The organism is Streptomyces sp. NPDC057638 (assembly GCF_042800315.1).
Classification (GTDB): Bacteria; Actinomycetota; Actinomycetes; order Streptomycetales; family Streptomycetaceae; genus Streptomyces.
Genome location: NZ_JBHVHF010000367.1, coordinates 1 through 6,712, shown reverse-complemented (window position 1 = coordinate 6,712; position 6,712 = coordinate 1). Strand labels below are relative to the sequence as shown.

Here is a 6,712-nt window from a genome sequence, read left to right as displayed (position 1 = left end):
GCGTCGGTTTCTCCCTCGCCGAGGCCGCCGCCTCCCCCCACTGGTCCCGTGTCACGGTCGTGGAGCGGGAGCGGGCCGTCATCGACTGGCATCGCACCGGCCCGCTGGGCGCCCTCACCGCCGACGCGTTCGCGGACCCCCGGACCGAGGTGGTCGCCGCCGACCTCCTGGATCACCTCCGCACCACCGATCGGCGCTATGACGCGCTCTGTCTGGATATCGACAACGGACCGGACTGGACGGTCACCGAGGACAACGAGGGGCTGTACACCCCGGCCGGGCTGACGCTCTGTCATCGGCGGTTGACACCGGGAGGCGTTCTGGCAATCTGGTCGGCCCGCCCGTCAGGGGATTTTGAACACACCTTGCGGAATGCGGGGTTCTGCAAGGTAAGAACCGAAGAGATCCGGGTTGCCCGGGGCGTACCGGACGTCGTCCACCTCGCTGTTCGCCCTGCGTAGCCGCGATGGCGCAACTCCCCTTACGCTGCTGGCTACACACCGGATCTACAACGAGCGAACACGTGCGAGAGCGCTTACAGGGGCGGGCGATGGAACAGACACACACCACCCACAACGGGGTCGCGGCCACCCCCGGCGCCCAGCGCAGGGTGCTGGTGGTGGAGGACGACTCGACCATCGTCGACGCCATCGCCGCCCGGCTGCGGGCCGAGGGCTTCCTGGTCCAGACGGCGGCCGACGGGCCCGCCGCCGTCGACGCGGCGGAGGCATGGCAGCCCGATCTGATGGTCCTCGATGTGATGCTGCCCGGCTTCGACGGGCTTGAGGTCTGCCGCCGGGTCCAGGCACAGCGCCCGGTCCCGGTGCTGATGCTCACGGCGCGCGACGACGAGACCGACATGCTGGTGGGGCTCGGCGTCGGCGCCGACGACTACATGACGAAGCCGTTCTCCATGCGGGAGCTGGCGGCCCGGGTCCATGTCCTGCTGCGGCGGGTCGAGCGGGCCGCGCTGGCCGCCGTCACCCCCCGCAGCGGGATCCTGCGGCTGGGGGAGCTGGAGATCGACCACGCCCAGCGCCGGGTCCGGGTCCGGGGGGATGACGTGCATCTCACCCCGACCGAGTTCGACCTGCTGGTCTGTCTGGCGAACACGCCCCGCGCGGTCCTCTCCCGGGAGCAGCTGCTCGCCGAGGTGTGGGACTGGGCGGACGCCTCCGGCACCCGTACGGTCGACAGCCACATCAAGGCGCTGCGCCGCAAGATCGGCGCGGAACGCATCCGTACGGTCCATGGCGTCGGGTACGCGCTGGAGACACCGGCACCATGAGGGCGCCGACGGGGCAGCGGGCGCAGCAGGCACCGAGAGCGCAACGGTCACCGAAGACCCAGCGGACACAGCGGGCGCCCCGGCCCCGGGGCGCCCGTCCCAGCGGACGGCGCCGGGGCGTGTCGATCTCCATCAAGACCAAGCTGGGCACGCTCGTCGTCGTCTCGGTCTTCATCACCACCGGACTGCTGCTGGTGGCCCTGCGCACCTCCACCGAGCTGCGGTTCATCACGGTCTTCACGGTGATCGCGACCCTGCTGATCACCCAGTTCGTGGCGCACGGCCTCACCGCCCCGCTGGACGAGATGAACACGGTCGCCAAGGGGATATCGCACGGTGACTACACCCGCCGGGTGCGCGGCGCCGACCGCCGGGACGAACTGGGCGACCTCGCCTCCACCATCAACCGCATGGCGGACGACCTGGAGGCGGTCGACCGGCACCGCAAGGAGCTGGTCGCCAATGTCTCCCACGAGCTGCGCACCCCGATCGCCGCGCTGCGGGCGGTCCTGGAGAACGTGGTGGACGGGGTCTCGGCCGCCGACCCGGAGACCATGCGCACCGCCCTGAAGCAGACCGAGCGGCTGGGGCGGCTGGTGGAGACCCTGCTGGACCTGTCCCGGCTCGACAACGGTGTCGTCCCGCTGCGGGCCTCCCGGTTCGAGGTCTGGCCCTATCTCTCCGGGGTGCTGAAGGAGGCGAACCTGGCCGCGGCCCAGCGGGGGCTCGCCTCCGGTTCGGGGCACCACACCCGTACGGACGTCCATCTGCACCTCGATGTCGCCCCGCCCGAGCTGACCGCCCACGCGGACGCCGAGCGGCTCCACCAGGTCGTCGCCAACCTCATCGACAACGCGGTGAAGCACTCGCCGCCGCACGGCCGGGTGACGGTACGGGCACGGCGCGGCCCGCATCCGGAGTCACTGGACCTGGAGGTGGTGGACGAGGGCCCCGGCATCCCGGAGCAGGAGCGCCACCAGGTCTTCGAGCGGTTCAACCGGGGCCGCGCGGGCGCGGGCGGCGCCAAGGGCGGCGACGGCGGCACGGGGCTCGGCCTCGCCATCGCCCGCTGGGCGGTCGATCTCCACGGCGGGCGGATCGGGGTGGCCGAATCGGCTCGGGGCTGCCGGATCCTGGTCACCCTGCCGGGGATCCCCCCGCCGCGCTGTTGACGTAAAGTTCGATACGGAGTCGGGGCGCTGCCCCCGCCTACGGTCCGCCGCGGCGCGCTCGCACGGACCGGCCGCCACGGCGGCGGCCAGGGACGGACCACCGGTGCCGCCCTGGTGAGCGCGGCACGACGCGCCGAGGGGGCGCCCTCCCCGGCGCGGTCATGGGCCGGTGTCGGCCGTTCAGGGCCCTGGCCAGGCGAACCGTGCTTGTTTCCCGCCATTTAGGACGCCGAAACCCGGCTTTCGGTGTGATGTGCGCGACTGTGGCCCGTCTGGCCTGCACCTCCCGGCCATGGGGGCGTAGCCTTGATTCCCGCTGTCCATCACCTTGTGAAGCGGAAGAGGGCGGTTGCCGCCGTGTCGTCTCAGTCCCCCAGTAACTCCACTACTCCGACCGACCAAGGCGCGCAGGGCGTGAGTCCTGCCGCCGCCTTCGGCGCCAATGAGTGGCTCGTCGACGAGATCTACCAGCAGTACCTCCAGGATCCCAATTCGGTCGACCGAGCCTGGTGGGACTTCTTCGCCGACTACAAGCCCGGTGCCAAGAACGCGGCCGCCACCGGCACGGAGACGGGCCCCACCCCCTCCGCCACGGCGTCCGCCAACGGCTCGGTACCCGCGCCCCAGGCCGCCGCCCCGGCGCCGCCGCAGGCCCCGGTCCAGCCGACGGCTCCCGCCCCGGCGCAGACCCCGCCGCAGCCCGCCGCCCCGGCGCAGGCCGCGCCCGCGGCTCCGGCGCAGCCCGCTCCGGCTCCGGCTCCGGCGAAGGCCGCCCCGGCGCCCGCGAAGGCCGCGCCCGCGAAGGCCCCGGCACCCAAGGCGGCGCCCGCCGCCGCGACCGACGGCCCCGAGCTGGTCACCCTCCGTGGCCCCGCCGCCGCCGTCGCGAAGAACATGAACGCCTCGCTGGAGATGCCCACGGCCACGTCCGTGCGCGCCGTCCCGGTGAAGCTGCTCTTCGACAACCGCATCGTCATCAACAACCACCTCAAGCGCGCCCGGGGCGGGAAGGTCTCCTTCACCCACCTCATCGGCTACGCGATGGTGCGGGCCCTCAAGGCCATGCCGCAGATGAACTACTCCTTCGCGGAGAAGGACGGCAAGCCGACCCTGGTCAAGCCGGAGCACGTCAACTTCGGCCTCGCCATCGACCTGGTCAAGCCCAACGGCGACCGCCAGCTCGTCGTCGCGGCCATCAAGAAGGCCGAGACCCTCAACTTCTTCGAGTTCTGGCAGGCGTACGAGGACATCGTCCGCCGCGCCCGGGGCAACAAGCTGACGATGGACGACTTCACCGGGGTCACGGTCTCCCTGACCAACCCCGGCGGCCTCGGTACCGTGCACTCCGTGCCCCGGCTGATGCCCGGCCAGTCCGTGATCATGGGCGTGGGCTCCATGGACTACCCGGCCGAGTTCCAGGGCACCTCCCAGGACACCCTGAACAAGCTGGGCATCGCCAAGGTCATGACCCTGACCTCGACCTATGACCACCGGGTCATCCAGGGCGCGGCGTCCGGCGAGTTCCTGCGGGTCGTGGCGAACTTCCTCCTCGGCGAGGACGGCTTCTACGACGACATCTTCGAGGCGCTGCGCATCCCCTACGAGCCGGTCCGCTGGCTCAAGGACATCGACGCCTCCCACGACGACGACGTCACCAAGGCCGCCCGGGTCTTCGAGCTGATCCACTCCTACCGGGTCCGCGGCCATGTCATGGCCGACACCGACCCGCTGGAGTACCGCCAGCGCAAGCACCCCGACCTCGACATCACCGAGCACGGGCTGACCCTGTGGGACCTGGAGCGCGAGTTCGCCGTCGGCGGCTTCGCGGGCAAGTCCCTGATGAAGCTGCGGGACGTCCTCGGCGTGCTGCGCGACTCGTACTGCCGCACCACCGGCATCGAGTTCATGCACATCCAGGACCCCAAGCAGCGCAAGTGGATCCAGGACCGCGTGGAGCGCCCGCACTCCAAGCCGGAGCGCGAGGAGCAGCTGCGGATCCTGCGCCGCCTCAACGCGGCGGAGGCGTTCGAGACCTTCCTCCAGACCAAGTACGTCGGGCAGAAGCGCTTCTCGCTGGAGGGCGGCGAGTCCGTCATCCCGCTGCTCGACGCGGTGATCGACTCGGCCGCCGAGTCCCGCCTGGACGAGGTCGTCATCGGCATGGCCCACCGCGGTCGGCTCAACGTCCTCGCCAACATCGTCGGCAAATCCTACGCGCAGATCTTCCGCGAGTTCGAGGGCAACCTCGACCCGAAGTCGATGCACGGCTCCGGCGACGTCAAGTACCACCTGGGCGCCGAGGGCACCTTCACCGGCCTCGACGGCGAGCAGATCAAGGTCTCCCTGGTCGCCAACCCCTCCCACCTGGAGGCCGTCGACCCGGTCCTGGAGGGTGTCGCCCGCGCCAAGCAGGACGTCATCAACAAGGGCGGCACGGACTTCACCGTCCTGCCGGTCGCCCTCCACGGCGACGCCGCGTTCGCGGGCCAGGGCGTGGTCGCCGAGACGCTGAACATGTCCCAGCTGCGGGGCTACCGCACCGGCGGCACCGTCCACGTCGTCATCAACAACCAGGTCGGCTTCACCGCCGCCCCGGAGTCCTCCCGCTCCTCGATGTACGCCACCGACGTGGCCCGCATGATCGAGGCGCCGATCTTCCATGTGAACGGCGACGACCCGGAGGCGTGCGTCCGCGTGGCGCGGCTCGCCTTCGAGTTCCGCCAGACCTTCAACAAGGACGTGGTGATCGACCTCATCTGCTACCGCCGCCGCGGTCACAACGAGGGCGACAACCCGCAGTTCACCAACCCGCAGATGGTCGCGCTGATCGACAAGAAGCGCTCGGTGCGCAAGCTGTACACCGAGTCGCTGATCGGCCGCGGCGACATCACCCTGGAAGAGGCCGAGCAGGCGCTCCAGGACTTCCAGGGCCAGCTGGAGAAGGTCTTCGCCGAGGTCCGCGAGGCCACCAGCCTCCCCGCCCCGGCGCACGTCCCGGACCCGCAGGCCGAGTTCCCGGTGGCGGTGACCACGGCGGTCTCCCAGGAGATCGTCAAGCGGATCGCCGAGTCCCAGGTGAACATCCCGGACCACATCACGGTCCACCCCCGGCTGCTGCCGCAGCTCCAGCGCCGTGCCGCGTCCGTCGAGGACGGCACCATCGACTGGGGCATGGGCGAGACCCTCGCCATCGGCTCCCTGCTGATGGAGGGCACCCCGGTCCGCCTCTCCGGCCAGGACACCCGCCGTGGCACGTTCGGCCAGCGCCACGCCGTCCTGGTCGACCAGGAGACCAACGAGGACTACACCCCGCTGCTCTACCTCACCGAGGAGCAGGCCCGCTACAACGTCTACGACTCGCTGCTGAGCGAGTACGCGGCGATGGGCTTCGAGTACGGCTACTCCCTGGCCCGCCCCGACGCCCTCGTGATGTGGGAGGCGCAGTTCGGTGACTTCGTCAACGGCGCCCAGACCGTCGTGGACGAGTTCATCTCCTCCGCCGAGCAGAAGTGGGGCCAGACCTCCGGCGTCGTCCTGCTGCTCCCGCACGGGTACGAGGGACAGGGCCCCGACCACTCGTCGGCCCGCCCGGAGCGCTTCCTCCAGCTCTGCGCGCAGAACAACATGACGGTCGCCATGCCGACGCTGCCGTCGAACTACTTCCACCTGCTGCGCTGGCAGGTCCACAACCCGCACCACAAGCCGCTGATCGTCTTCACCCCGAAGTCGATGCTCCGGCTCAAGGCCGCGGCGTCCACCGCGGACGAGTTCCTCACCGGCGGCTTCCGCCCGGTGATCGGCGACGAGTCCGTCGACCCGAACGCCGTGCGCAAGGTCGTCTTCACCTCCGGCAAGGTCTACTACGACCTCGACGCGGAGCGGAAGAAGCGCGGCGTGACGGACACGGCGATTATCCGCCTTGAGCGCCTGTACCCGCTGCCGGGTGCCGAGCTCCAGGCCGAGATCGCCAAGTTCCCGAACGCCGAGAAGTACCTGTGGGCGCAGGAGGAGCCGGCGAACCAGGGGGCGTGGCCCTTCATCGCGCTCAACCTGATCGACCACCTCGACCTGGCGGTCGGCGCGGACGTGCCGCACGGGGAGCGGCTGCGGCGGATCTCGCGGCCGCACGGCTCGTCCCCGGCGGTGGGGTCCGCCAAGCGCCACCAGGCCGAGCAGGCCCAGCTGGTCGCCGACGTCTTCGACGCCTGACCCGTCTCACCCCGAGGGCCCGGCGCCCCTCCCCACCAGGAGG

The 6,712-nt window shown here is 70.8% G+C and carries 4 protein-coding genes; all 4 read left to right on the top strand.

What is annotated here, in order from left to right; genetic code table 11:
• A partial coding sequence (locus ACFVIM_RS31005; protein ID WP_384308407.1) for a spermidine synthase occupies positions 1 to 461 on the top strand: 461 nt, incomplete at its 5' end.
• 89 nt (positions 462 to 550) lie between these two features.
• Positions 551 to 1,288, top strand: a complete 738-nt coding sequence (locus ACFVIM_RS31000; RefSeq protein ID WP_003959164.1) for a response regulator transcription factor — start codon at positions 551 to 553, stop codon at positions 1,286 to 1,288.
• 119 nt (positions 1,289 to 1,407) lie between these two features.
• On the top strand, positions 1,408 to 2,460 hold the full coding sequence (locus ACFVIM_RS30995; protein ID WP_384308404.1) for an ATP-binding protein: 1,053 nt from the start codon (positions 1,408 to 1,410) through the stop codon (positions 2,458 to 2,460).
• Positions 2,461 to 2,817: 357 nt separating this feature from the next.
• Positions 2,818 to 6,669, top strand: a complete 3,852-nt coding sequence (locus ACFVIM_RS30990; protein WP_384308402.1) for a multifunctional oxoglutarate decarboxylase/oxoglutarate dehydrogenase thiamine pyrophosphate-binding subunit/dihydrolipoyllysine-residue succinyltransferase subunit — start codon at positions 2,818 to 2,820, stop codon at positions 6,667 to 6,669.
• Positions 6,670 to 6,712 lie beyond the last annotated feature (43 nt).